This window comes from Erwinia psidii (genome assembly GCF_003846135.1).
Lineage (GTDB): Bacteria > Pseudomonadota > Gammaproteobacteria > Enterobacterales > Enterobacteriaceae > Erwinia > Erwinia psidii.
This window is the reverse complement of sequence record NZ_RHHM01000001.1, coordinates 16514-43014: the sequence shown is the minus strand read 5'-3', so window position 1 is coordinate 43014 and position 26501 is coordinate 16514. Positions and strand designations below refer to the sequence as shown.

Sequence of the window (26501 nt, the reverse complement as noted above, 5' to 3'; positions counted from 1 at the left end):
TAATGAAAGTAACTGAAACGGCCATTCCTGACGTGAAGATTATCGAACCTGCGGTGTTTGGTGATGAGCGTGGCTTCTTTATGGAAACCTGGCAGCAACAGAAATTCGAAGAGCTGGTTGCCCGGCGATCTTTTGTCCAGGATAACCATTCAAAATCAGCACAGGGTATTCTGCGCGGCTTACACTATCAAACTGAAAATACCCAGGGAAAACTGGTCAGGGTGGTTGCCGGTGAGGTTTTTGATGTCGCTGTGGATATGCGTAAATCATCAACAACCTTTGGTCAGTGGGTTGGCGTACTGTTATCTGCTGATAATAAACGGCAGTTATGGGTTCCTGAAGGTTTTGCACATGGATTTTACGTGACCTCAGAATCAGCAGAATTTGTTTATAAATGTACCGATTACTACAATCCTGGTCATGAACATACGTTACTCTGGAACGATCCTGCCATTGGTATTGACTGGCCTCTGGTGCCTGGAAGTGAGCCTCTGCTCTCAGCAAAAGATCGTACAGGTAAAGCGTTTTCTGACGCCGTTTATTTTAAATAAGATGTAATAATTGATGATCCTGTAATAGTATTATCTGGATCATCAATTAATAATGACTTTTATTATGATGGATCAGACTGTGGTCCTGAGAGTCGTTTTCTGAAAACTTTTTCATGACCCAAATGACAGTATAGTGCGGCACTGAAATGTTAAAAGATGATGATGTTAGTATCCTGTTTTGTAGTTATAATGGTGAAAAATATCTCAAAGAACAGCTTGACTCTATTATAAGACAGACCCACACAAACTGGACGCTTTATATATCTGACGATGGTTCCACTGATGCTACTTTGGACATTATCAGAGAATATCAGAACAAATTGCCTGCGAATAAACTGGTTTTACTCAAAGGCCCTGCAAAAGGTTTTGCTGAAAATTTTCTCTCAATGCTGAAAAACCCCCACATTCAGTCCCGCTACTATGCGTTCAGCGATCAGGATGATATCTGGCTTGATAGCAAACTTGAGGTGGCAATACGGGCTGTAAAACAGGTTGAAAAAAGTCATGCCAGCGAGTTTATCCTGTATGGTGGGCGCACAACGCTGATTAATGAACGTGAGGAGATCATTGGCCATTCAGCAACGTTTAACCGTGAATTTAAATTGGAAAATGCGTTGCTACAGAGTTTTTCTGGCGGTAACACGATGTTATTCAGCCATGCTCTGAAGTCGAAAATCGAAAAATTGCCTGAGGGTATTCCTGTCGTTTCTCACGACTGGTACCTCTATCTTATCTGTTCAGCTTTCGGTGGTATTAATATTTACGACCCTGAGCCTCAGATATTATATCGGCAACACTCGAACAATATTGTAGGTAGTAATCTGGGTTTATTTTCAAAAGTTGAACGTTTACGGCGCTTATATCAGGGACAGTTTGCTGAATGGAACAAAATTAATCAGCTGAGTTTGGACTTTTACTACAGTGAGCTGCCTCGTGAGAATCAGAACGTTCTTGACCACTTCTACAGTTGTAGAGAAAAAAGCGCCTTTACCAGAATACGATGCTTTCATGCCTGCCGGAGCTATCGCCAGTCTGTAATTGAAACTTATTTTTTCTATATCATGAATGCGTTTGGAAAATTGTTTTAAACCATGCAAATCATTACTACGGTGAAAAAATGAAAGGTATTGTAAGATATTTTTATAATCTTGCTGTGAAGATTGCTTTTTATAGTTACTATACTATGTTGTCTTTTCGGGACGAAAGAAAAACAAAAAAATTCCAAAACCTCGTCCACAAGACTGATTTCTCTCAGGGTAAGGTTATGTTACTTGCCTTGTATGAAAAGAATGAACTGAGAAATGATACGCTGGCGCTACTTACAGAGGCTAAATCTCAAGGGGTTTATATTGTTGCTGTCAATACACTTAAATTAACCCCTGAAAACTACGTGCCTGAACTGATCGATGCTTACATTGAGCGCGATAATTTCGGTCGTGACTTTGGTAGTTATCAGGTTGGTATGAAATACCTCTATGATAATAAGATTGCTGATAGCTGCGAAAGGCTGTTGATTATCAATGACAGTATCTTCTTTTCCAAAATAGGGCTGAGGAACTTTATTTCTCAGCTTTATAATACTCAGGTTGAGGTCCTGGGTGCCACTGAAAACCGTGAGATTTCTCACCACCTCGGTTCGTTTTGTATTTCAGTTGCTGGTGATATTGTTCGCAAAGAAAAATTTGAGAATTTCTGGAAATCCTACAAATCATCCAACGTCAGACCCTTTGTTATTAAACGTGGTGAATTTAAACTCAGCCAGGTACTGAGATCGCTAGTCAGTACGGAAGAGAATTTTAAAGCGCTGTATGATGTTAACTTCTTTGAGCGGGCACTCAGTCAGGATGAAAATCTGTTCAAAAACTACTTTAATTTCCGCCGTGAAGGCGATCGTCAATACTGGACCCAAATGCGTTTCCTCAGTGAGTATTTTGAGTCTGATTTTGTCTTAAAATCATATTATAAGAAATATCTCAAGGATCTGGATGATGCAAAGAATCTGAGTTATGACATCGAAATCATCAGAAGAAGAAAAGATAAGGATGATATCGTCGAAGAGAAAATGGATTTTGTGAGCTTTGCTACATTTATGTCTGGCGTTGATTTTGACATGCTTCCCCATGGTACTGTGTTGAAGCAGCGCCTGATGGGGATCTACCTGGACGACTTTACCCGTGGCTCCCAAATCCATAATAATTGTATTGCTTTGCACTATCTCGGATTACCGATAATTAAACTTGATCTGATTTATCGCGGCGTATGCAATTTTAATGACTTGTTAAAACTTAAGGACCAGATGGATGCGTCACAACAGGATGAGTTTATGGCACTGATGATGAGTCGACTTTCAGGTGGTAAATTCCTGTTTGGTATAAAACGAAAAGCGTTTGAATGGGGTATTCTTTAAATGTCTTTCTTTCGAAATTCACCAGGTATTGACGATCTTTTCAGCACGATCAGGTCCTTTCATGTTGTCAGGGTAATGGGGAGCCAGGATATTCGTCAACGTTATAAACGTTCACGTTTAGGGCCATTCTGGATAACCATCAGTATGGCGGTGATGATCACCACTATGGGGCTGGTTTTTGCCAATCTTTTTAAAACGCCGTTACACGATTTTCTGCCTTATCTTACCCTGGGTCTGATTATCTGGGGTTTTCTGTCTGGCTGTATCACAGAGGGCTGCGATGCTCTTATCTCTGCTGAAGGTATTATCAAACAGCTGCCAGTACCATTGCATGTTCATGTTCTGCGGGTGGTGTGGAAAAATTCCATTATTTTTATGCACAACATCGTTATATTCCCGTTGGTGTTGTTTGCCGTATCGAAGGGGGTAGACTGGCATATCCTGTTGGTTGTACCCGGATTTATCCTGCTGACGCTGAATGTCTCCTGGCTGTTGATGGTGATGTCTCTGATTTGCGCCCGTTTTCGCGATATGACCCAAATTATTCTGAGTGTTATGCAGGTTATTTTTTATCTGACTCCGGTAATCTGGATGCCGAAGCTTCTCTCCCACAGAATTGGCACCATGCTGCTTAATTTCAATCCATTTTATCATTTAATGGAGGTGGTGCGTGCGCCATTGTTGGGAGAGATGCCTTCGGCGACGAGCTGGTGGGTTACTGCAATAATGGCTGTAGTGGGTATTGCATTCTCAACGTTGATGACCAGTAAGTTTAAATATCGCGTTCCCTACTGGGTTTAGGATTGTTATGGCTATTATTAAATTTAAAAACGTCGGGATCGACTTTCCCATATTTGACGCGGCATCACGGTCTATTAAAAAGAATTTTATCAATTTTGCCACCGGTGGAAAGGTTGGAGAAAACAACGGTAAAGTGGTTGTCTCTGCTCTGAATAATCTCAATTTTGAAATTCATGACGGCGAACGTGTAGGGCTGATTGGCCATAACGGCGCCGGAAAAACCACGCTGTTACGTATGTTCAGCCGGGTTTACCACCCTACAACAGGCGAAGTGAATATTGAGGGTGACATTGGATCGCTGATTTCTATTTCATTGGGAATCAACCCTGAATTTACCGGACGAGAAAATATCTATATCCGTGGCGCGCTACTTGGGCTGCGCAAAAAAGAGATTGATGGAAAAATCGATGAAATTATCGACTTCACCGATTTAGGTGACTTCATCGATATGCCTGTCAGAACCTACTCTTCAGGTATGCAGATGAGACTGGGATTTAGTGTTTCAACTATTTTCACACCCGAAATTTTGCTCATGGATGAATGGTTATCCGTGGGTGATGAAAGTTTTAAAGAAAAAGCAGAAACCCGTCTGAGCAATATCATTAATGCCACCAAAATTCTGATCCTTGCCAGCCACAGCTATGAGTTGATGGCCAAGGTGTGTACAAGGATCCTCTGGCTTGAACATGGTACGGTCAAAATGGACGGTAAGCCGGAAGATATTTTGCCCTTGTATTTCAAAACCAATTTAAGTAAAGCTGATTTAGTGTAAAAAACGGCACAGATAACCCTGGTAATTAGAGGGGGTAATGTTCCCTAACTTGTTATTTTGCAAGAAAGATTACCAATCGCACCAATCACTACCTTTGATCGGTTATCCTGGGTTAACATGTTTTCCTCTTTATTACGCGGCGTACCTGACATACGCCGTGAGTGCCCTTCAGACAGGAGTATGTAATGTCAAAGCAACAGATCGGCGTTGTAGGTATGGCAGTAATGGGACGTAACCTGGCTCTTAACATTGAAAGTCGGGGTTACACCGTCTCCATCTTTAACCGCTCTCGTGAAAAAACGGATGAAGTCATCGCCGGGAATGCGGGCAAAAAGCTGGCACCTTACTACAACATCGAAGAGTTTGTTGATTCTCTTGAGAAACCGCGTCGTATCCTGCTGATGGTTCAGGCTGGTGAAGCGACTGACAAAACCATTGCATCCCTGACTCCCCATCTTGATAAGGGAGATATTCTGATCGACGGCGGTAATACGTTCTATAAAGACACCATTCGTCGTAATCGTGAATTGTCCGACCAGGGCTTTAACTTCATTGGCACCGGCGTTTCCGGTGGTGAAGAAGGGGCATTAAAAGGGCCTTCCATCATGCCTGGTGGGCAGAAAGAAGCCTATGAGCTGGTTGCCCCAATCCTTGATAAGATTGCGGCGCGCGCGGAAGGTGAAGCCTGTGTCACCTATATTGGCCCGGACGGCGCTGGTCACTATGTGAAGATGGTTCATAATGGTATCGAATACGGTGATATGCAGTTAATCGCTGAAGCCTATTCCCTGCTGAAGAACGCGTTGAACCTGAATAACGAAGAACTGGCGAAGACTTTCACCGCGTGGAATAAAGGTGAGCTGAGCAGCTATCTCATTGACATCACAAAAGATATTTTTGTCAAAAAAGATGAAGACGGCCAATATCTGGTGGATGTCATTCTGGATGAAGCCGCAAACAAAGGCACCGGTAAGTGGACCAGTCAGAGTTCACTCGATCTCGGGGAACCGCTGTCATTGATCACTGAGTCGGTGTTTGCCCGTTATCTTTCCTCGCTGAAAACCCAGCGTGTGGCCGCTTCTCAGGTACTGAGCGGCCCACAGGTGAAGGCGTTGTCAGGTGATAAAGGCGAGTTCATTGAGAAAGTGCGTCGTGCGCTTTACCTGGGTAAGATCGTCTCCTACGCGCAGGGATTCTCACAGCTAAAGGCGGCTTCTGCCGAGAATAACTGGGATCTGAATTACGGTGAGATCGCTAAAATCTTCCGTGCCGGCTGTATTATTCGTGCCCAGTTCCTGCAAAAAATTACCGACGCCTATGCAGATAATGCAGATATCGCCAATCTGTTGTTGGCACCGTATTTCAGGAATATCGCTGACGAATATCAGCAGGCGCTGCGCGACGTTGTGTCCTGGGGGGTACAGAATGGTATTCCAACGCCAACTTTCTCTGCCGCTATCGCTTATTATGACAGTTACCGTTCAGCGGTTCTGCCAGCAAACCTGATCCAGGCTCAGCGTGATTATTTCGGTGCGCATACTTATAAACGTACCGATAAAGAAGGTGTATTCCATACCGAATGGCTGGAATAACCTTTTCTGCTGTTAAAAAAGCTTCCTTCGGGAAGCTTTTTTGTTGATACCCAACACATTCGACTGCTGTTGGTGTTAATGCGCCGACCGCTTTGTTCACCGTTAAATGAGTTATTCCCCTGCCTTTCATCTCTCCGCTGTTATTGTAACCTGTTCGATTTTTACTCATTCTGATAAACACGCTTATATTCATCATTTCATTTGCTGCCCATTGTTAAGAAAATCCTTACTTATTTGGGGCGCTTTGTGGACGTCACACGCCTTGCAGATTAAAATGACCGCAAAGGTTGTTTTTTTGCTGATTCAGATTGAAACCAGTCACTATCTTAAATATTCAGAGGACGGTAGCGTGCAGATTGTTATTCCAATGTCCGGTTTTGGCGAGCGTTTTCGTCGCGTAGGGTATAACGTCCCTAAGCCACTAATCGAAATTGAGGGTAAGCCCATTGTGGCTCATGTCATCGACATGTTTCCCGGCGAATCCAGCTTTATATTCATCTGCAATCAGGATCACCTTGATAACCCTGATTATCGTATGGAAGCGATTCTGAAACAGTATTGCCCTGAAGGACGCGTGGTAGGCATTAAGCCTCATAAACTTGGCCCTGTTCATGCGGTGCGTCAGGTGGAAGCGATGCTTGACCCGTCAGAACCTGTGGTGGTTAATTATTGCGATTTTACCTGCTACTGGGACTGGCATCATTTCAAACGTTTTGTTAAAGAGACCGCCTGTGCAGGAGCGGTGCCAGCTTATAAAGGTTTTCACCCGCACACGCTTGGCAAAACCAACTACGCCTACATCCGCGAAACGGCAGGCTGGATGGACGACATTCAGGAAAAACAGCCTTACACAGATAATCGCATGGAAGAATATGCATCAAGCGGCACCTATTATTTTGCCTCCGCGAAGGTAATGTCCGATGCATTTTCCATGATGATGGAACAGAATTTAAATATCGGTGGAGAGTATTATGTCAGCCTCGCCTACCGGCCGCTTTTAGCCAGCGGACAGTCTGTGGCGGTATACCCGATTCAGCATTTCATGCAATGGGGTACGCCAGAGGACGTTGCTGAATACAATGTCTGGTCAAATGTCTTCCATAAAGCCATCGAACCGGCTGGTGTGCCCCCCGCACCGCAGGGCGCAATTGTCATTCCTATGGCCGGACTGGGACAACGTTTCAGTAAAGAGGGTTACACTCTGACCAAGCCATTGATCCCTGTTTCAGGGCGTTCGATGGTGGCTCAGGCCGCGCATGACCTGCCCGCCGCAGAACAACATGTGTTCGTGCTGCGCGCGGATATGGCTGGTTATCAGGACGTGGCAGCAGAGCTAAAAGCACTCTATCCCAACGCGATTATCAGGACCATAGACAAAGTGACCGAGGGCCAGGCCTGCAGTGCGCTGATTGGTTTTGATGCGTTAGCGCAAGAGGGCAAGCCTGTTTCAGGACCGATTACCATTGGTACCTGCGATCACGGTGCGCTTTATGATGCCGATGCGTTCAGTCAGTTGGTGAACGACCCTGCGACAGATGTGATTGTCTGGGGTGTGCGGGGCTATCCTAACGCGGCACGGCATCCACAAATGTTCGGCTGGATCGATGCTGAAAATGGCGTCATCCGTTCAATTTCAGTGAAAACACCGCTGGAAAATCCGGCCTCCGATCCTGTGGTGCTGGGAACCTTCACCTTCCGTAAGGCGGACGATTTCCGGCGTGCGCTTGAGCGCCTGATTGCCCGTGATGGTCGTATTAATGGTGAATTCTACATTGATTCACTGATCGATGACGCGATTGCGCTTGGTTTGCGCTGTGCACTTTTCGAAGTTGACAGTTACCTGTGCTGGGGTACACCAAACGATCTGCGCACATTTGAATACTGGCAGTCCTGCTTTGCGAAATGGGATGGTCATCCCTATCGGTTGGAACTCGACGGGCGCGTTCCTGCTGACCAGCTCAGCACGCTGACGTTGAAATACCAAAAGACGCTGCCTGAATGCCTGAAGGCGAAGGCATGATAAAAAAAGAGTTAGCGATATTCCTGATCGTTGGCAGTCTGACCGTGCTGGTCGACTTTTCAAGTTATCGACTGCTGGTGGGGCTGGATATTTTCACGGTGAATGTAGCGAAAGCAGCGGGGTTCCTGACGGGAACCCTGTTTGCCTATTTCGCCAATCGCTTCTGGACATTCGGTCACAAACCACACCAGTCAGGCAGCGCATGGCGTTTTATTCTCCTCTATGCCGTGACGCTTGGAACCAATGTGTTGTGCAATTCACTGGCGTTGAAACTGTTTGCAAATACCTTTGCACCCGTTCAGCTGGCTTTTCTGGTTGCTACCGGATTAACCGCCTGCCTTAATTTCCTGGGGATGAAGCTTTTTGTTTTCAGAATACATAATCCTGTGGAGATGAAATGAGATTTTCACTTGTCATTCCCTGTTATAACGAAGCGGCAAACCTGCCGCTGTTGCTTGAGCGTTGTAAACACGTCGTCGCCCGGCCTGATGTTGAAGTGATTTTGGTTGATAACGGCTCCACCGACGACAGTCCGCAGGTTTTGCAGGCACTGTTACCACAGTATCCGGGATGCCGCAGTATCCGTGTGGAGGTCAACCAGGGATATGGTTTTGGCATTGTCAGCGGCCTTAAGGCCGCCACTGGCGCCGTGTTGGGCTGGACTCATGCCGATCTGCAAACCGATCCACAGGATGCGTTGCGTGGTTTTGACCTGTTTGAAAAGCATGGCGATGCTATTTTTGTTAAAGGAAAGCGCTACGGTCGGCCATTGATGGACGTGGTGTTTACCGTTGGAATGAGTCTGTTCGAAACCCTGTTGTTAGCAAAACCTATGTGGGACATCAACGCACAGCCCACGCTGTTTTCCCGCGCTTTCTTTGATTCCTGGCGCGCAGCACCGGATGACTTTTCACTTGATTTGTTCGCCTATTATCAGGCGCAGCAGCAAGGCATGAAGGTATATCGTTTCCCGGTCAAATTTGGCGAACGGGCGCATGGTGTTTCCCACTGGAATGTTAACTGGGCGGCGAAGCGAAAATTCATCCGAAGGACTGTCGATTTCAGCCTTCAATTAAAAAAGAACATGGCAAAATGAACCTGATTGCTCATCGTCGTAATACCATTAGTGAACTGATTTCTACCGATCGAAAATATGGCGTTGAAGTTGATATTCGTAGTCACGGGCAGCAGATGATCATCGGTCACGATCCCTTTGCCAGCGGCGCACTGTTTGACGAATGGATTGATGCCTACCAACATGGGACACTGATCCTCAACGTGAAAGAAGAAGGCCTTGAAGCCCGCCTGATTGCGCTGATGGCAGAGAAGGGGATTGACGATTATTTCTTTCTCGATCAGTCGTTCCCGTTTCTGGTGAAGTGGTCAAATCTTGGTGAGTCACGCTGTGCTGTGCGGGTTTCGGAGTTTGAATCAGTCGAAACAGCGCTAACTCTGGCGGGCAAAGTGAACTGGGTTTGGGTGGATTGCTTCACGCAATTTCCATTAAGCGAAGAGGATGCCCGACGTCTGAAAGATGCCGGGTTTAAACTTTGCATTGTGTCACCTGAATTGCAGGGTCGTGACGCCGGGGTTGAGATACCTGCGATGGCAGCGCTGATGAAAGCGAGAAATATCCATTACGACGCTGTTTGCACAAAACGCCCCGATCTTTGGGAAGGAACGGAACTCACTCAATGAATAAATTGTACCGGCATCCCTATTTCTTTATCGGGCTTGCTATCCGTGTCGCGCTGATCTTTTTCATCGCGCCTTTGGCCGTCACGGAATGGTTTGCTCCCTTTCTGGATAACAGTCTGTCCTCACTGACGCTGGATCCCTGGACGTCCTGGATCCATGCGGGTGGTGTACCATTAGCTTTCCCGTATGGCTACGCGATGTGGCTGGTATTCCTGCCGCTTACGCTTCTGGCAAAGCTTGCCGGTGCCCCTCTGCATTATGGCTACGAGCTGACGTTGCTGGTGGCTGACTTTTGCATGCTGGTGGTGCTTAACGGCCTGTTGCCTGGCCGGAAACGGTTGCTGCTGGTGATTTACTGGCTCTCTCCGGTGGTGATTCTTGCCAGCTATGTTTTGGGTCTGAACGATCTCATTCCTGCATTGTTGCTGGTACTGTCAATATTTGCTGTCCGTCGCGTGCAGTTAAAAACGGCCGGTGTGCTATGTGCAGCGGCAATTTCAGCAAAACTGAGCATGATTGTTGCACTGCCTTTTATTATTATTTATCTGTATAACAACAAAGCATTAAGGCAGATTATTACGCAATTTTTGTCAGGCTTAGCCGCCGCTGCGGTGATCCTGGGGCTGCCTTTTCTCTTCTCCTCCGCCGGTCTGGAAATGCTGTTCGGCAATCCTGAGATGGGCAAGATCTACAATGTGGCAATGAATCTGGGTGAGAATTTTTCCATCTATATCGTTCCACTGATCTATTTTGTGCTGATGTACAGCGCATGGCGCGTCAGGCGTCTGAACTTCGATCTGTTTCAGACTATCACCGGAATGGCATTCTTGCTGATCGTGCTGATGACGCCAGCCTCGCCAGGCTGGTTTGTGTGGAGCATGCCTTTCCTGCTGCTTTACCAGGCGCGAAGTGGGCGTCTCGCCGGTATCTTCATCACGGTATTCTCGCTGATCTACGTCTTCAGCACCCTGTTGGTGAGCAATGTCCAGTTATCTAACGGGCAGATTTTAGATCTTGCCCAGCGGTTTAACGTCGACGGCGCTGCTGGCGATCACGCTGTATCACTGCTGCATACATCAATGATGATCATTGGCGTGGTGCTGGCTATCCGCATCTGGCGTGAAGAGATCAGCCGCAACGATTTTTTCAGGCTCAGCCGCAGGCCTTTTGTGGTTGGCATTGCCGGAGATTCCGGTGCCGGTAAAGATACCCTTTCTGATGCGGTAAGCGGGCTTTTTGGCAATCACTCGGTGGTTAAACTGTCCGGGGACGATTATCACCTGTGGGACCGACAAAAACCGATGTGGCAGGTGATGACACATCTCAATCCCATGGCTAACGATCTGGAAGGCTTTTGCAGCGATTTAATCTCGTTGACCGATGGTAAGTCTATTCATTCCCGTCATTACGATCATCAGACGGGCAAAATGAGCCGGCCCTTCCGTATCGCCAGTAATGACATTATCATCGCCAGCGGTTTGCACGCGCTCTATTTACCGATCCTCAGGGACTGCTACAACCTGAAAATTTACCTCAATATCGATGAGGGGCTACGGCGTTACCTGAAAATTAAACGCGATGTGCACGAGCGCGGACACACGCTGGAAAAAGTACTGACGTCGTTTAACAAGCGCGAGTCAGATTCCGAGCGTTTCATCCGGCCCCAGCTGGGCTTTGCCGATCTTGCGCTTTCGTTACAGCCGATCCATCCCCGGATGCTGGAGAATCTGGACGGCAAGCAGCCATTGCGCCTGAAGCTGGTTGTCACTACGCGACATGGTTTTAATGAACTTTCATTGAGCAGGGTGCTGGTGGGAGTCTGTGGTTTACATGTCGATATCGTGGTCAGTGATGATGGCGCTGAAATTCTAATCAGCATCGAGGGTGAAACTTCAGCGGCAGATATAGAACTGGCAGCAAAAATACTTTGTCCGAGCGTAATCGAGTTTTTAGATATTACTCCTGCCTGGCAAGATGGCATGGTTGGACTGATGCAATTAATCACTCTTTCTCATATCAGCCAGGCGATGACTAAGCGATTTGTAAAATGAAAATAAATAATCCAGAGTGTTTCACCCGTCTACCCGATGCGATTTTATTTGATACCGACAATACGCTCTATCCTTACGATCCGGTGCACGCAGCGGCCCAGGCGGCGGTACGGGACAAAGTGGTCAATATGTTTTCCATCTCACCTGATGAGTTTGACCGGGCATTTAAACAGGCCAGAGATCAGGTTAAAAATCGCCTGAAACACACGGCCTCTTCCCACAGCCGGTTGCTTTATCTTCAGCGTATGCTGGAAATCATGGGGCTGGGATCGCAGGTGCTGCTGGCGCTGGATTTCGAACAAACATACTGGCGAACCTTTTTAAGCAATGCGGTGCTGTTTGATGGCGTCAAGGACCTGCTGGATGACCTTCGTCTGCTGGGGGTACCGACGGCGATCGTTACCGATCTGACGGCACAGATCCAGTTCAGGAAGGTGGTTTACTTCGGACTCGATCACTACTTTGACTACATTGTTACCAGTGAAGAAGCCGGTTTTGATAAGCCCCATGAAGCCCCTTTCCAGATTGCACTGGAGAAAATGCGGCCGAAAGGTAACTGCATCTGGATGATTGGCGATAACCCGGTCAATGACATCCTTGGAGCGCGTGAGAAGATTAATGCGGTGACGCTGCAAAAAGTGCATGTCGGCGTCGAGGAAGGCACCGGGATGAATACGCCGGATGCAACATTTAACGACTTCAGCGCATTACAAAAACTGATTGCCAAACTGGGAGTTCAGCGATGAATCAGCCCTGTAACATGACCGCCAGCCAGGTAACAGCCTGTTGTGCCCGTCTGGGTAAAGATCCTCTTTTGGTTCAGGGAGCAGGCGGCAACGTCTCCTGGAAAGAAGGGGAGGTACTCTGGGTGAAAGCCTCCGGTACATGGCTTGCCCGCGCTGAGGAGGAGGCTGTCTTTATTCCGGTCGATCTCGCTCACGTCAGAAGTGAAATTGCCGCCGGTAATTTCGCCGTTTCGCCAAAGGTGCTGGGTGATTCGACCTTAAGACCTTCCATTGAAACCCTGATGCATGCCCTTATGCCGCACAGGATTGTGGTCCACCTGCATGTTATTGAACTGCTGGCGAATCTGGTGCGTGAACGCTGTGACATCAGCGCTATCGCGTTGCCGGAAGAAGTTAAGCCGGTGGTGGTGGTTGACTACTTCAAGCCCGGCGCGGAGCTTGCCCGCGCTATTCATGACGGGGTGGCGAACGCGCCTTCCGCCAGCATTATTTTCCTGAAAAACCACGGCGTGGTGATCGGCGCGGAGCAGATTGAACAGGTTGATCATCTGCTCACCATCCTGATTGAGACCATGAAGACAACGCCGATGGCGGCAGCCGTTACGCCTGATGTGGCCGCGCTACCGGAAACGGCCCACGGCGACTATATCCCGCTGGCGGATGCCGATGTGCACCGACTGGCCCGCGATCCGGCCCTGGTCAACCGCTTGAGTGCAGACTGGGCGCTTTATCCCGATCACGTCGTCTTTCTTGGCCCCAAACCGTTCGTCTTTGCATCCTGGGCAGCGCTCAACGATTTTGCCGCGTCAGAACCGCTTCCTGAGCTGGTTTTTATTCGTGACCAGGGTGTCTTTGTTCATCCCGCTTTCAGTCTGGCAAAACAGCTTCAGCTGCGTTGCTATTTTGATGTGCTGGTGCGCCAAAAACCAGACGAAAAACTGAGAACCCTTTCCGGCGAGCAAATTGCAGAGTTACTGAACTGGGATGCGGAACAATACCGGATGAGTCTTTCGGTGAAATCTTAATCCACATACTGAAGAGCTGTTGTGATGAATATATTGCCGTATTTAAAAGCCCGACGTGAATGGTTTTTTGAGAGCAGCGTAGCCGATTCCGGTGTTCCTGTGCGAAATAAAACCCATGCCGTTATTCTTTTCTGGGCTGCTGTGCTGTTTTATGTGGTTTATCAACTTACCATGCAGCCGGGATTTGTTCTGTCGGGTGAAATGTGGGCAGAAATGGCCACAAATTATTTTATCAATGCAAGTGCACCGTCACTGCTGGACAAGCTCTTTTCCACGGACGCCGGCTATATTCCTGTGCCGCAGCGCATTATTGGATTGGTGGTTAATCAGCTCAATATACCTGCCGCCTCCGTACCCTATGTTTACACCGGAACCGCCATCATTTTTACCGGAATGCTGATTGGCTCATTCTGCCTTCCCGCATTCCGAAAAGTCATCAGAAGTGATGGTCTGCGTTTTCTTGTTGCCATCACCGTGCTGATGGTTGCTGACTTTGAAACCAGAACCTATATCAATTTCACCTACTTTTCCGCCTTCTTCATTGCCATTGTGACGGCGCTGGCACTGGTTGATGATACAGAAGAGGTGCCGTGGTGGAGCTGGTTTATACCGGTGCTCATCATCTCAAAACCGGCCGTATTATCGGCATTCCCTGCGATGCTCCTTGTCGCACTGGTCAGTCGCAGCCGATTCCGCTGGATAACCGTTGTGGCCGTTGTTTTCTGTCTGGGACAGATTTTCCAGATGTCGCTGAGTGCGACCGCCGGAACCATGCCCTTCAGAAGCAACGATATTACGCTTTTTTCTAAAGTGATCGCCGCCGTTGAGTACTTTTTTGGCTTTCTGGGCGGCTATATCCTGCACAGCTCGCATTTGCCAAACCACCCGTTAATGCTGGTTGGCTTACTGTTTCTGATCCTCAGTGCTATGGCAATAATGTTCTGGAGAGGCAAGGCAAGGGCGCTGATTTTAGTTGGGCTTGCATTGCTGTTCTTTAATGTCTTTCTTAATGCATTTGCCTTAAGTGACATGTGGAACCGGGATATGTCCAGGCTACAGGGGCTGCCGGTTTACCGACATATTATTGTTGGATTCTTTGGCTGTGTGCTGGTGGTCGCTGGTCTGCTGGCTGAAGTAAGCGAGCGGTTGTCCGGTAACGGGCGTAACCGTTATCTCAGGCACGCTGCCCCGGTGCTGTTTTTGGTATGGTTTATGGCCACAGGCTGGCTCATTTCAGCAGGTCAGATCAGCAGGGAACCCGGCTCACCGGCACTGAATAACTCCCAGTGGCAGAAGATGGCTGAAGCCATAGACTCGCCCACTTCACCGCTTTGCGTTCCTGTTGATCCTGTTGGCTGGATGTATCAGCGTAACTGTAATTTCCTCAAACCGGCCCCGACCTGGGCCAATGGCACCAGAGTGCTCACCAGCTCACTGTCGCTTGAGGAAACGCCACCCGCCGCGCTGTCAGGAAAAAACCTTGTTGCCGCAGCGGTAATGGTCAGACCATTCTCATCCGGGAAAAACACGGCTGAGGTCAGGATGACCATCAAGCTGGTTGATGGCAGTAGCCGATATTTTTCCGGTTCAAAAACGTTGAAGCCATCAGGTGGCTTAATTTTGCTGACCGGCAGGGATGTGATTGCGATGAAAGATATTGCTTCAGTCACCCTGGAGTTCAGTGCGCCGGTTGAAGTCGCGTTATCTGCCGAGGGTTCTGGCGTGGTGTGGATGGGCTTTTAACCCGTTCATCTGAGCCTGTCTGTTGCCAGCCAGCGTCCGCTGTTGACGCTGGCTGGTAATCTGAAATGAAAAAAACCAGCCATGCCGCTCAATTCACGGCACCAGTAAATTCCCTTCACGGATCGCTTCACGGCCTGCCAGTCGGGTTATCAACATCCCGGCCGTGGCAAAACGCGCCCAGTGGCGGGCATACAACAACCCGCCATGCTTTGCTGTCAGCGGCGTCAGTCGGTCGGTAAGCGGATCAAGGATCTCAGCGACCACCTCACCCGGTTTAATCCATTCCCCCGTTTCCCGACGGTGCATAACCACACCGGAGTGCGGTGCAGAGAGATACTCGCAGGCTGCCAGCGGCACTGCCGGACCGGCCAGCGCGGGTAATGCGCTGGCATCGCCACTGATATACCCCCCATGCATCAGACCCCTGATAATCGCTTCTGCATCCCTTTCCGCCTGTGAATGGCTGACATCACGCACGCCACGCAGTTCCAGCGTTACCGGTTTTAACCCCTGTGGCAGCGGAAAACGCTCACCCAGCGTGCGTAGCAGGTACTGCCAGGGTTCACAGCAGGCTTCATCAAACGGATCACCGCCTGATACCTCAGCGATAAGCTGTACTTCGCTGCCCAGGTAGCGTGCCAGCGGTTCGATATCACGCCAGGCCTGTGGCGTGGTGTAGAGATGGGGGATCGCTTCCCAGTCACAGTGCAGATCGATCATCAGATCGGCCTGACAGGCCATCCGCATCAGCGTATGGCGCTGCGATTCCAGCTCGGTGAGAGCTTTGTGCGTGGTGAAATAGTGGTTGATGGCATCACGGATGCACTGGCGGTTGTGTTCAACTTCGTCGGTCAGCACCTCAGGGAGCGCAGTCGCCAGTGCCGGACCGAGAGCCGGGAACTGGCGGTTAAAATCCTGGCCAGAAGCGGTATCAAACCGGCCAAGATGGCTACCATGCCAGTGTTGTCCCAGCGCCAACGGATTAGCCACCGGCACCAGCGTAATCTGAGCATTCAGCCGATCGGCATTTTCCAGCGCGAGGAATTTTTTCTTCAGATACCAGGCAACGGCCACGCCGGGCAGTTCATCACCATGCAGCGCCGCCTGAATATAGACCTGCCGTACTGACGGTTGACCAAAATGATAGCTGATGATTTCACGCTGTGTTCCCAGTGAGGCACTGAGCAGGGGATGGTGGCGTTGTTGCATAATCAGATAGTTTACCTGCGGCGAGAGAACGCCGTACCCGTGGGCACGGCTGTGGCATTACTGTTTGATGGAGATATCGCTGGCAAAATATTTTTTCTGCAAGCGATCAAAGGTGCCGTTCCGGCGAATTTCAGCAAAAGCGTTATCCAGCGCGGTTTTCAGTTCTGCATCGCCCTTACGCAGGCCAATAGCGGTGCCAGGGCCGATGATCGGGTCCTCAACGGTGGGACCGGCCAGTTCAAAGTCTTTGCCTTGCGGATGTTTCAAAAAGCCCATCGCGGCCTGAGCGGCGTCGGTGAATACCGCATCAAGACGCCCGGAAACCAGGTCACTTTCAACCTGTGCCTGATCGCCATAGGGCACCACATTCACGCCATGCGGCTGCCATTTGGCGCGGGCATAACGTTCCTGAACGGTGCCCTGTTCCACGCCAACGTTTTTCCCTTTCAACGAATCTGCCGTGGGCAACAGGCCAGCACCTTTCCTTGCAATCAGCTGGGTTTTGGTATCGTAGAGCGGCACGGTAAAGTCAATCTGCTTCAGGCGCTCTTCGGTGATACCCATATCAGAGAGAATGGCATCAAACTTACGCGCTTTCAGTGCCGGGATCATGCCGTCAAACTGGCTTTCGACCCAGACACACTTCGCCTGCATTTGCGCACAAAGCGCGTTGCCGAGATCGATATCAAAACCGACCAGCTTGCCCTGAGGCGTTTTTGATTCAAAAGGGGGATAGGTCGGGTCAACGGCAAAGCGAACCTGCGCAATTTTAGCCTGGGTAGCAAAGGCACAGGCGGTAAGCAGGGCAAGTGCAGCGGCCTGCCGCAAACAGGTGGAGAGCGTTATTTTTGCCATAATGCTTTTCATCTCAGTAGCTTTACACAAGTTGACAGATTAACCTTTCCTCCCCGGCCTGTGAATGACTATTTCAGAATATTCACCTGTATAAATGTACAAATTCGCTCATAGTCCTGCACGTCGAGTAACACCGACTTTTCCAGCAGACCGGCGTTAAACGCAATCTCACGGTTACGCTGACACAGCGTGGGATCAACCACCACCCGCAGTTCCTGATGAAAGCTGAACGGGGGGATGGCACCGAACACGCAGCCGGTCAGACGATCCACCTCCGCCGGGCTGGCAAGTGATGCACGTAAACCCCCGACGGCGGCGGCCACCTTACTCAAATCGGCCTGTTGGTCGGCTGGCAGCACCGCCAGTACATACTGTTTTATCCCGTTTCCCTTAACATGACATACCAGCGCTTTTGCGCCCTGGCCAACAGATGTGCCGCGAATGGCCGCCACCTCCTCACATTTTCCCGTGGGGTGATGTTCCAGAAGCGTATAACGGGCGTGATGGCTGTCGAGCAGGGCCGTCAGTTTCTCAAAGGTGTGCATATGGAACCTCCCAAAGGCAAAAAGGCCGGGATCACCGGCCTTGTGTGCGTCATTCGCGGTGCGACCTTTATTTGTGCCGCTGACGCAGGTTATCAATGATGGTGCTCAGGTTCAGATCCTGATCCTGCAGCAGTACCAGCAGATGGTAGAGCAGATCGGAGGCTTCGTTGGTCAGCTCAGCGCGATCGTTGACGGTAGCGGCCAGCGCGGTTTCCACGCCTTCTTCACCGACCTTTTGCGCAATCCGTTTGGTGCCGCTGGCATACAGGCTGGCGGTGTACGAACTTTTCGGATCGGCGTGTTTCCGTTCTGCCAGCAGTTGCTCAAGCTGATACAAAAAGGTCCAGTCGGAAGCGGCTGGGGAAAAACAGCTGGAGGTACCCAGATGACAGGTCGGGCCAACCGGATCCGCCAGCACCAGCAGCGTGTCGTTATCGCAGTCCGGGGTAATGCTGACTACCTTCAGGACATTTTCAGAGGTCTCACCCTTGGTCCACAGGCGCTGTTTGGTGCGCGACCAGAATGTGACCAGACCGCTTTCCAGCGTTCTGCTCAGCGCCTGCTGGTTCATATAGCCGTGCATCAGTACTTCACCGGAAATGGCATGTTGTACGATGGCTGGCATCATACCGTCGGTTTTTACCCAGTCGAGCCGGGCCAGCTGTTGTTCTGTTAACACGCGCGGATCTCCACACCTTTTTCAATCAGAAACGCTTTCAGTTCACTGATATTAATAATCTGCTTATGGAATACGGACGCGGCCAGCGCGCCATCCACATCGGCATCACGGAAGGCTTCATGGAAATGCGCCAGAGTACCTGCACCACCTGATGCAATCAGTGGCACCCTGCACACCTCACGCACCTTTTGTAACTGGACCAGATCGTAACCATTACGCACGCCGTCCTGATTCATCATATTGAGAACGATCTCGCCGGCACCACGCTTCTGGACTTCCTGCACCCAATCCAGCGTTTCCCAGGTGGTGACTCTGGTGCGGCTTTCGTCGCCGGTGTACTGGTTTACCTGGTATTTACCGCTGTCGCTGTCGTACCAGGTATCGATTCCCACCACAATACACTGTACGCCAAAGCGGTCAGCGAGACGGGTGATCAGCTCAGGATCGGCCAGCGCCGGGGAATTAATGGAAATCTTGTCCGCGCCGAAAGAGAGAATCTGCGCGGCATCCTCTGCCGTTTTGATCCCGCCGGCCACGCAAAAGGGAATATCGATCACTTCCGCAACGCGGGAGACCCAGCTTTTGTCCACCACCCGACCATCTGAAGAGGCGGTGATATCGTAAAAAACCAGTTCATCCGCGCCTTCCAGCGCATAGCGCTGGGCTAAGGGAACGATGTCGCCGATGATTTCGTGATGGCGAAACTGGACGCCTTTAACCACCTGGCCGTCACGAACGTCCAGACAGGGAATTATCCGTTTTGCCAGCATGTTATTGCCTCCGACACGGTGAATTTACCTTCCAACAGGGCTCGCCCGACGATCACACCCTGTGCGCCAGAGTTACGCAGTGCGTCTATATCGGCCAGTGAACCGATGCCGCCAGAAGACTGAAAAGCAATCTGTGGATAGCGTGTGGAGACTTCGCGGTACAGCGCCACATTTGAACCACTCAGCGTACCATCGCGGGAGATATCGGTGCACAGGACATGTTTCAAACCGGATGGCTGAAATTGAGCGATGACCTCCTCCAGCGTGATCCCTGCTGCTTCCTGCCAGCCGCTGATCGCCACTTCTTTGCGGTTTTCGCTGTCAATACGCACATCCAGCGCCAGTACAATCGCCTCAGGGCCGTACTCGTTAAACCACGATTGCACTACTTCAGGCTGCTTTATTGCCGTCGATCCCACCACCACACGGCTGGCACCGGCAGCCAGCAGGGCGTCGACATCCTCTCTGCTGCGGATACCGCCGCCAACCTGTACCGGCACACTGACGCCTGCCAGCAGTTTTTTCAGCAGCGGGATCTGCCGTGCCGCGGGATCTTTGGCGCCGGTCAAATCCACCAGATGCAGTACCCCGGCGCCCTGGGCTTGATAGTCCTGAAGCCGGGGCAGGGGATCGCTGCCATAGTCACGTTGTTGACCGTAGTCGCCCTGATGCAGACGCACCACCTTGCCGTCAATCAAATCTAATGCAGGAATAATCATGCCCGTTATATCTCCAGAAAGTTTTTCAGCAGCCGTGCGCCTGCCGCACCGGAACGTTCCGGGTGGAACTGCACGCCAAAGAAATTGTCTTTTTGCACCGCGGCGGTAAAGGATTCACCATAGTTACACTGTGCGATGGTGTTTGCATTCACCGGCATGGCGTAGCTGTGAACGAAATAGAAATACGATCCGTCCGGGATACCGCGAAACAGATGATTGCCCGCCTGCGACGTAATCTGGTTCCAGCCCATATGCGGCAGCGGCAGGCTGAAATCCTTCATCTGAACGACCGGTTGGTCGATCAGACCGAGCGTTTTAACACCGCCGTTTTCATCGCTCTGTGCACCCAGCAGTTGCATACCCAGGCAGATACCCAGCACGGGTTGGGTACAGGCTTTGATCAAGGTGATCAGATCGCGCTCGTGCAATTGTGTCATCGCGGCCTGAGCGGTGCCGACACCCGGCAGAAACAGCTTATCGGCCTGCAGCACAATATCAGCCTCGCGGCTGACCTCAGGTTGATAGCCCAGACGTTGTATCGCCCATTTCACGGAGGAAAGATTGGCGCAGCCGGTATCGAGGATCACCACTTTCATTTACAGCACTCCTTTCGAGCTTGGCAGAGTGTTACCCTCAACGCGAATGGCCTGACGCAGGGTGCGACCAAAGGCTTTAAACAGGCTCTCGACGCGGTGATGATCGTTCTTACCTTTGGTTTTCAGGTGCAGCGTGCTGGCCATTGAGTATGAGAGCGAACGGAAAAAATGCTCGACCATCTCGGTACTTAAATCGCCCACCCGCTGATAGTTGAATTCGGCTTTATATTCCAGGTGTGGCCGGCCGGATATATCCAGCGCGCAGCGTGCGAGGCATTCGTCCATCGGCAGAACAAAACCAAAGCGGCCAATGCCACGCTTATCACCCAGCGCTTTCAGCAGCGCTTCGCCCAGTGCCAGACCGGTGTCTTCCACCGTGTGATGATCGTCGATGTAGAGATCGCCCTTCACCTTAATATTCATCCGAAAGCCGCCGTGGGTGGCAATCTGGTCCAGCATATGGTCAAAGAAACCAACGCCGGTATTGAACTGGCTGTCGCCCTCACGATCCAGCCAGACTTCGACCTGGATTTGTGTTTCTTTGGTGTTGCGCTCAACCAGCGCGTGGCGATCGCGCAGTGTCAGCTGCGTGCTGATTGCCTGCCAGTTGAGGCCTTCTTTTGCATAGTGCAGCCCCTGAATACCCATGTTACTGGCCAGTTGCAGATCGGTGTTGCGATCGCCAATCACGTAGCTGTTGGTGGTGTCGAGCGCACCCTCTGTCAGCCAGCGGGTCACCATGCTGGTGTTGGGCTTACGGCAGTCACAGTTATCTTCCGGCTTATGCGGACAGATCAGCACGTCATCAAAGGTTATCCCTTGTGAGGTCAGCACCTGCATCATCAGGTTGTGTGGACCATCAAACGCTGCCTGGGGAAAACTGTCGGTGCCCAGACCATCCTGATTAGTGATCATCACCAGGCTGAATCCGGCTTTTTGCAGCGCCAGCAGAGCAGGGATAACATCCGGCTCAAAGGCCAGCTTATCCATGCTGTCCACCTGAAAATCCACCGGGGGTTCAGAGATGATCGTCCCGTCACGATCGATAAAAAGGACTTTATTACTCATGCTTGCTCCAGGGAAACGGACGCGGCTGGCATGGCCCGCAGCGCGTCGACAGTGCGGTCACACTCTTCACGGGTACCGACAGAGATGCGCAGGCATCCTGACAGTCCCGGCTGCTTATTTTGATCACGCAATATAATGCCCTGATCCCACAGGGTTTTGAAGACCGTGGCGGAGGCAGAAAAGCGTGCCAGCACGTAGTTGGTATCACTGTTCCAGACGTGTTCCACGCACGGACAGTTGCGCAGATCGGCAATCAGTTTCTCGCGGTTGGCGATAAGCGTAGCGACATGTTCTCTCATCAGTGCCAGTCCCTCGTCGCTCAGGGCTTGTGCCGCGATATCTGCCACCGGAGTGGCCAGGGGATAAGGTGCAATGACCTTCATCAGCAGCGTAATCACCTCAGCATTCGCCAGCGTGAAGCCACAGCGCAGTCCGGCGAGGGCGAAAGCTTTTGACAGGGTACGCAGAATAACCAGATGCGGGTATTCATTTAACCAGCCGCTCAGCGTCGCCTGGGGACAGAATTCAATATAGGCTTCGTCGGCAACCACCAGGGCCTTACCACGGGTCATCTCCAGCAGCTGACGGATATCATCCGGGTTAATCAGGTTGCCGGTAGGATTGTTTGGGCTGCACACGTAAACGATTTTTACGCCGTCCAGCTTTTGCGCAATGGCCGGAAGATTCAGCTGCCAGTTATCCTGTGCTTCCACCGTGCGGTATTCCACACCAAAGGTTTCCGCGCTGACGCTGTACATACCGTAGGTGGGCGGACAGAACAGCACGGCATCGTTGCCCGGCTCGCAGAAAGCGCGGATCAGCAGTTCGATCCCTTCATCAGCGCCACGGCTGACCAGCAGCCGATCGGTGGTGATACCTGCGTAGGCGGCGTAGCGTTCAATCACCTGCTTCGGCTGGCATTCAGGATAGCGGTTGAGCGTTTGCTGACTGAGATTAAACGGCACCGCCAGCGGATATTCATTCGCATTCAGCCACACATCACCCTTCCCCCCCAGACGACGGGCGGACTGGTAGGGGATCAGCGCGCGGACGTTGGCGCGTGCCAGCTGTTCAATCGGGGTGCTCATTTTTGCTCCTTGAGTGCATTGACGCGCAGGGTAACGGCATTTTTATGGGCGATAAGCTGTTCGGCGGCGGCGAGGATCTCAATGGTTGGCGCCAGCGCGCTGAAGCCTTCTCTGGTCAGCTCCTGTATCGTCATGCGCTTTTGAAAATCGGCGAGGCCAAGACTGGAGCAGGTCGAGGTGTAACCATAGGTTGGCAACACATGGTTGGTGCCGGAGGCATAGTCACCTGCGGATTCCGGTGACCAGTCACCAAGAAACACCGAACCGGCGCTGGTGATATTTTCCACCAGATCGCGGGCATTGCGGGTCTGGATAATCAGGTGCTCAGGACCGTAACGATTGCTGATCTCCACGCATTGCTCAAGGTCTTTCGTCACAATCAGACGGCTGCTTTCCAGCGCCTTACGCGCCGTTTCAGCACGCGGCAGGGCGGACAGCTGTTGTTCTACTGCGGCGGCAACGGCGGCGGCGATCGGCGATGAAGGGGTCAGCAGGATCACCTGAGAATCGGCACCGTGCTCGGCCTGTGACAACAGGTCAGCGGCAATAAAATCGGGGGTGGCATTTTCATCAGCAATCACCAGTACCTCAGACGGGCCAGCCGGCATGTCAATGGCTGCACCATCCAGACGCTGACTGACCTGGCGTTTGGCCTCGGTGACGTAAGCATTGCCCGGTCCGAAAATTTTATCCACTTTGGGCACCGATTCGGTCCCCAGCGCCAGCGCGGCAATTGCCTGTGCACCGCCAACCTGAAAGATTTCTTCCACGCCACAGAGTTTAGCGGCATAGAGGATCTCATCGGCAACAGGGGGAGGAGAACAGAGCACCACCCGCTGGCAGCCGGCAATACGGGCTGGCGTTGCCAGCATCAGCACGGTTGAGAACAGCGGGGCGGAACCGCCAGGAATATACAGGCCGACAGAGGCTACCGGGCGCGTCACCTGCTGGCAGCGAACGCCCGGCTGGGTTTCGATATCCACCGGCGGCAGCCGCTGTGCAAGGTGAAAAGTTTCAATGTTGCCGACGGCAACCACCATCGCCTGCTTAATCTCATCGCCCAGGCGTGCCGTGGCTTCCGCTATCTGTTGTTCGGTGACGCGCAGTGCGGCAACCTGCGTCTTATCGAAAGTGGCACTGTAGTGACGCAGCGCCTCGTCGCCTTGGGTTTTGACCTTTGCCAGAATATCGCGCACGGTACGCGCAATATTTTCAGAGGCGGTCATCGCCGGGCGGGTCAATAGCGACTGCTGTTGCTGTGCAGTGCATTTTTGCCAGTCGATGGGGGTTGCAAAGTCATTCATGATTTACTCCATCATCTTCTCAATCGGCAGCACCAGAATGGAACTGGCACCCAGGGTTTTCAGCTTTTCCATGGTTTCCCAGAACAGGGTTTCACTGCTGACCATATGGATGGCAACACGGCTTTTGTCACCCGCCAGCGGCAGCACGGTAGGGCGCTCAGCACCGGGCAGCAGGGAAATGATGTCCTCCAGACGGTCACTCGGAGCGTGGAGCATAATGTATTTCGACTCACGCGCCTGGATAACACCCTGAATGCGGGTCATCAGTTTGTCGATCAGCTCCTGCTTCGCGGCGGGCATTTCGCCATCGCGTTGGATCAGGCAGGCTTTGGAGCGGTAAATCACCTCCACTTCACGCAGGCCGTTGGCTTCCAGCGTCGCGCCGGTCGAAACCAGGTCACAAATTGCATCGGCCAGACCGGCACGGGGAGCCACTTCAACGGAGCCATTGAGCAGGCAAGAGCGGAACGCCACGCCCTGTTTGTCAAGATACTTCTTCAACAGGTGAGGATAAGAGGTGGCAATACGGGCGTTTTGTAAACATTGTGGTCCCGTGTATTTATCGTCAACCGACATCGCCAGTGAGAGGCGGCAACCACCAAAATCGAGGCGACGCAGGGTAAAATAGCGGGGATCTTCACCCTGAGCGCGGCGGGTAAGCAGCTCTTCCTCCAGCACGTTCTCACCGATAATGCCCAAATCAACCACGCCATCCATCACCAGGCCCGGAATATCGTCATCGCGCACCCGCAGAATATCAATGGGCATGTTTTCAGCGAAAGCAATCAGACGTTGCTGTTGCAAATTAATCTTGATCCCGCAGCGGGCCAGCATTTCGCGTGAATCATCGCTTAAACGGCCAGATTTTTGCATAGCTATGCGTAAACGGGTGTTATCTAACATGGGTAATTATCCTCTTTTCATGTAACCAGTTTTGCTCAGCAGCTCAGCAATTCCTTGCCGGACAGATGTCCAAAAAAAAAGCCCCCGGAAGGTGATCTTCCGGGGGCTTCTCTTGCGTTCTGCACCACTGGAAGATCCTGAATATCTTCCAGCACGCATCGCCTGAAAGACTAGTCAGGGTGATGGTGATGATGGTGGCTAAACTGAACGCGAGTCATAAAATTGTCCTGGATGAATGAATATTCATTTCATGCCCGATAACCTAACCAGATTGTGTGCCTCACGCAACATTTTTTTGTCAACGATGAAAGATTCTCTCATCATCTGCTGATTGCCACTGACCATCGGCTGGCGTAATTTGGCGTTTGACGATGCAAACAGTCACAGGAGCGGGAAAATATGAAGAGAATTGCGATAGTCGGTCTGGGCTGGTTGGGTATGCCACTGGGATTGTCTCTGATGGCGCGTGGCTGGCAGGTGACCGGTAGCAAAACCACACCAGAAGGGGTGGAGGCTGCACGGATGTGTGGCCTTGAGGCCTGCTGCCTGAAGCTGACACCTGAACTGATTTGTGACGCCGACGATCTGAACACATTGCTGAACGCCGATGCGCTGGTGATTACCTTACCGGCCAGTCGAACGGCTCAGGGTGGGGAAGCTTATCTGCTGGCGGTCCAGCAGGTTGTTGACAGTGCGCTGGCGAATGGCATACCCAGAATTGTTTTTACCAGTTCCACGTCAGTCTATGGCAATGGCGGGGTGATGAAGGAGAACAGCCCTCTGGAACCGGTTACCGCAGCCGGTAAAACCCTGAAGGCGCTGGAAACCTGGTTGCATCAGTTGCCGGGTACCTCGGTGGATATCCTGCGGCTCTCCGGGTTGGTGGGACCGGGCCGCCATCCGGGACGCTTTCTGGCCGGTAAAACCGATCTGACTGAGGGGAACCACGGGGTCAATCTGGTGCATCTGGAAGATGTCACCGAAGCCATTGCCCTGCTGTTGCAAACGCCTAAAGGCGGACATATTTATAATCTCAGTGCGGCAGAACATCCGGCACGTAATCTGTTCTATCCGGCGGTGGCCCGTCAGCTTGGATTACCGGCGCCAACCTTTTGTGTGCAAGAAGCAACGACAGTCGGGAAAATCATCGACGGCAGCAAAATTTGTCGGGAGCTGGGGTTTGAATACCAGCATCCCGATCCTGCCATGATGCCTTTACAGTAAACCCGTGGTCACCGGGCGACACTCTGCCCTGCAACTGGCCCAGGGTTGCACTATGAGGCGGGGTGTGGCTGACAGCGTTAAGCTGAATGGAAAAATCAGCCAGCTGGCGAGCGTAAACCGCGCGCAAATATCAGA

27 protein-coding genes and 1 other annotated feature are annotated in these 26501 nt (G+C 51.2%); of the genes, 15 read left to right on the top strand and 12 right to left on the bottom strand.

The window, feature by feature from the left end; genetic code table 11:
- The first annotated feature begins 2 nt into the window (after positions 1–2).
- The 14 genes from rfbC to EB241_RS00150 all read left to right on the top strand — a co-directional run bounded on the left by rfbC (position 3) and on the right by EB241_RS00150 (position 15406).
- On the top strand, positions 3–551 hold the full coding sequence (gene rfbC, locus EB241_RS00215) for a dTDP-4-dehydrorhamnose 3,5-epimerase (protein WP_124231231.1): 549 nt from the start codon (positions 3–5) through the stop codon (positions 549–551).
- Positions 552–697: 146 nt separating this feature from the next.
- Complete coding sequence (locus EB241_RS00210; protein WP_124231230.1) at positions 698–1639, top strand: glycosyltransferase family 2 protein; 942 nt, start codon at positions 698–700, stop codon at positions 1637–1639.
- A gap of 29 nt (positions 1640–1668) precedes the next feature.
- The gene (locus EB241_RS00205) at positions 1669–2958 is read left to right on the top strand and encodes a rhamnan synthesis F family protein (RefSeq protein WP_124231229.1); all 1290 of its coding nucleotides are present in this window, start codon (positions 1669–1671) and stop codon (positions 2956–2958) included.
- Positions 2959–3759 carry an ABC transporter permease gene (locus EB241_RS00200; RefSeq protein WP_124231228.1) on the top strand — a complete coding sequence of 267 codons (801 nt, stop codon included), beginning with the start codon at positions 2959–2961 and terminating at the stop codon, positions 3757–3759.
- Positions 3760–3766: 7 nt separating this feature from the next.
- Positions 3767–4531 (top strand): ABC transporter ATP-binding protein, encoded by a 765-nt coding sequence (locus EB241_RS00195; RefSeq protein WP_124231227.1) that lies wholly within the window; start codon positions 3767–3769, stop codon positions 4529–4531.
- A gap of 185 nt (positions 4532–4716) precedes the next feature.
- Positions 4717–6123 carry an NADP-dependent phosphogluconate dehydrogenase gene (gene gndA, locus EB241_RS00190; RefSeq protein WP_124231226.1) on the top strand — a complete coding sequence of 469 codons (1407 nt, stop codon included), beginning with the start codon at positions 4717–4719 and terminating at the stop codon, positions 6121–6123.
- Between the two features lie 295 nt (positions 6124–6418).
- On the top strand, positions 6419–8143 hold the full coding sequence (locus EB241_RS00185; protein WP_233592498.1) for an NTP transferase domain-containing protein: 1725 nt from the start codon (positions 6419–6421) through the stop codon (positions 8141–8143).
- Positions 8140–8544 (top strand): GtrA family protein, encoded by a 405-nt coding sequence (locus tag EB241_RS00180; protein ID WP_158612358.1) that lies wholly within the window; start codon positions 8140–8142, stop codon positions 8542–8544. Before EB241_RS00185 ends, EB241_RS00180 begins: the two co-directional genes overlap by 4 nt.
- Positions 8541–9239, top strand: a complete 699-nt coding sequence (locus EB241_RS00175) for a glycosyltransferase family 2 protein (RefSeq protein WP_124231224.1) — start codon at positions 8541–8543, stop codon at positions 9237–9239. The genes EB241_RS00180 and EB241_RS00175 overlap by 4 nt, the downstream gene beginning before the upstream one ends.
- Complete coding sequence (locus EB241_RS00170) at positions 9236–9841, top strand: phosphatidylinositol-specific phospholipase C/glycerophosphodiester phosphodiesterase family protein (protein WP_124231223.1); 606 nt, start codon at positions 9236–9238, stop codon at positions 9839–9841. The genes EB241_RS00175 and EB241_RS00170 overlap by 4 nt, the downstream gene beginning before the upstream one ends.
- On the top strand, positions 9838–11892 hold the full coding sequence (locus EB241_RS00165; protein WP_124231222.1) for a uridine kinase: 2055 nt from the start codon (positions 9838–9840) through the stop codon (positions 11890–11892). Before EB241_RS00170 ends, EB241_RS00165 begins: the two co-directional genes overlap by 4 nt.
- Positions 11889–12638, top strand: coding sequence for an HAD family hydrolase (locus EB241_RS00160; RefSeq protein WP_124231221.1), 750 nt, complete (start codon positions 11889–11891; stop codon positions 12636–12638). Before EB241_RS00165 ends, EB241_RS00160 begins: the two co-directional genes overlap by 4 nt.
- Positions 12635–13663 (top strand): class II aldolase/adducin family protein, encoded by a 1029-nt coding sequence (locus EB241_RS00155; RefSeq protein ID WP_124231220.1) that lies wholly within the window; start codon positions 12635–12637, stop codon positions 13661–13663. Before EB241_RS00160 ends, EB241_RS00155 begins: the two co-directional genes overlap by 4 nt.
- Positions 13664–13762: 99 nt before the next feature.
- Positions 13763–15406 (top strand): hypothetical protein, encoded by a 1644-nt coding sequence (locus tag EB241_RS00150; protein ID WP_124231219.1) that lies wholly within the window; start codon positions 13763–13765, stop codon positions 15404–15406.
- A 93-nt stretch (positions 15407–15499) separates the two neighbouring features.
- Here EB241_RS00150 and EB241_RS00145 read toward each other — a convergent pair whose 3' ends face one another.
- From EB241_RS00145 to hisL, 12 genes are all read right to left on the bottom strand, one after another.
- The gene (locus EB241_RS00145; RefSeq protein WP_124231218.1) at positions 15500–16615 is read right to left on the bottom strand and encodes a succinylglutamate desuccinylase/aspartoacylase family protein; all 1116 of its coding nucleotides are present in this window, start codon (positions 16613–16615) and stop codon (positions 15500–15502) included.
- A 57-nt stretch (positions 16616–16672) separates the two neighbouring features.
- Positions 16673–17470: an ABC transporter substrate-binding protein gene (locus EB241_RS00140; RefSeq protein WP_124231217.1), complete on the bottom strand. Its 798-nt coding sequence runs from the start codon at positions 17468–17470 to the stop codon at positions 16673–16675.
- A 68-nt stretch (positions 17471–17538) separates the two neighbouring features.
- The gene (locus tag EB241_RS00135; RefSeq protein WP_124231216.1) at positions 17539–18015 is read right to left on the bottom strand and encodes a YbaK/prolyl-tRNA synthetase associated domain-containing protein; all 477 of its coding nucleotides are present in this window, start codon (positions 18013–18015) and stop codon (positions 17539–17541) included.
- Between the two features lie 67 nt (positions 18016–18082).
- On the bottom strand, positions 18083–18694 hold the full coding sequence (gene hisIE, locus EB241_RS00130) for a bifunctional phosphoribosyl-AMP cyclohydrolase/phosphoribosyl-ATP diphosphatase HisIE (protein ID WP_124231215.1): 612 nt from the start codon (positions 18692–18694) through the stop codon (positions 18083–18085).
- A complete protein-coding gene (hisF, locus tag EB241_RS00125; protein ID WP_124231214.1) occupies positions 18688–19464 on the bottom strand; it encodes an imidazole glycerol phosphate synthase subunit HisF in 777 nt (258 codons plus the stop codon). Before hisF ends, hisIE begins: the two co-directional genes overlap by 7 nt.
- Positions 19446–20183 (bottom strand): 1-(5-phosphoribosyl)-5-[(5-phosphoribosylamino)methylideneamino]imidazole-4-carboxamide isomerase, encoded by a 738-nt coding sequence (gene hisA, locus EB241_RS00120; RefSeq protein WP_124231213.1) that lies wholly within the window; start codon positions 20181–20183, stop codon positions 19446–19448. Before hisA ends, hisF begins: the two co-directional genes overlap by 19 nt.
- Positions 20184–20188: 5 nt before the next feature.
- A complete protein-coding gene (hisH, locus tag EB241_RS00115) occupies positions 20189–20779 on the bottom strand; it encodes an imidazole glycerol phosphate synthase subunit HisH (protein WP_124231212.1) in 591 nt (196 codons plus the stop codon).
- Complete coding sequence (gene hisB, locus EB241_RS00110; RefSeq protein ID WP_124231211.1) at positions 20780–21847, bottom strand: bifunctional histidinol-phosphatase/imidazoleglycerol-phosphate dehydratase HisB; 1068 nt, start codon at positions 21845–21847, stop codon at positions 20780–20782. It lies immediately after the preceding gene.
- Entirely contained in the window at positions 21844–22935 is a 1092-nt protein-coding gene (gene hisC / locus EB241_RS00105) for a histidinol-phosphate transaminase (RefSeq protein ID WP_124231210.1), read from the bottom strand. Before hisC ends, hisB begins: the two co-directional genes overlap by 4 nt.
- Entirely contained in the window at positions 22932–24239 is a 1308-nt protein-coding gene (hisD, locus tag EB241_RS00100) for a histidinol dehydrogenase (RefSeq protein ID WP_124231209.1), read from the bottom strand. Before hisD ends, hisC begins: the two co-directional genes overlap by 4 nt.
- Before the next feature lie 3 nt (positions 24240–24242).
- Positions 24243–25142, bottom strand: coding sequence for an ATP phosphoribosyltransferase (gene hisG / locus EB241_RS00095; RefSeq protein ID WP_124231208.1), 900 nt, complete (start codon positions 25140–25142; stop codon positions 24243–24245).
- A 72-nt stretch (positions 25143–25214) separates the two neighbouring features.
- Positions 25215–25337 (bottom strand) — a sequence feature (His leader region).
- Complete coding sequence (gene hisL / locus EB241_RS00090) at positions 25313–25360, bottom strand: his operon leader peptide (protein WP_124231649.1); 48 nt, start codon at positions 25358–25360, stop codon at positions 25313–25315. Its footprint overlaps the feature before it by 25 nt.
- Positions 25361–25541: 181 nt before the next feature.
- On the opposite strand from hisL, the gene EB241_RS00085 reads away from it, so the two are divergent.
- On the top strand, positions 25542–26366 hold the full coding sequence (locus EB241_RS00085; protein ID WP_124231207.1) for an SDR family oxidoreductase: 825 nt from the start codon (positions 25542–25544) through the stop codon (positions 26364–26366).
- Positions 26367–26501 lie beyond the last annotated feature (135 nt).